We start from the raw sequence: 432 nt of genomic DNA, 5'->3' as shown, positions 1-432 counted from the left end.
AGGACTACCCGCCGATCGAGATCGGCAAGCTGGAGCTCAACCGCAACCCGCAGGACATCTTCGCCGAGGTCGAGCAGTCGATCTTCTCCCCGCACCACTTCGTGCCGGGTATCGGCCCGTCCCCCGACAAGATGCTCCAGGGCCGGCTCTTCGCGTACGGCGACGCCCACCGCTACCGCGTCGGCATCAACGCCGACCACCTGCCGGTGAACCGCCCGCACGCCACCGAGGCGCGGACCAACAGCCGGGACGGCTTCCTCTACGACGGCCGTCACAAGGGCGCCAAGAACTACGAGCCGAACAGCTTCGGCGGCCCGTTCCAGACCGACCGGCCGCTCTGGCAGCCGCTCCCGGTGACCGGTGCCACCGGCAACACCGAGGCCCCCTCCCACGCCGAGGACAACGACTTCGTGCAGGCGGGCGACCTCTACC

The 432-nt window shown here is 69.4% G+C and carries 1 protein-coding gene; it reads left to right on the top strand.

From position 1 onward, the window contains the following. Nucleotides 1-432 (top strand): catalase (locus AB0C16_RS40665; RefSeq protein WP_357691546.1); only part of this gene is annotated, 432 nt, incomplete at both ends.

The sequence above is a fragment of the Nonomuraea sp. NPDC048916 genome (genome assembly GCF_040649575.1).
Lineage (GTDB): Bacteria > Actinomycetota > Actinomycetes > Streptosporangiales > Streptosporangiaceae > Nonomuraea.
Note: the sequence above shows the minus strand (reverse complement) of the source record. Positions and strands in the feature narration are given on the sequence as shown.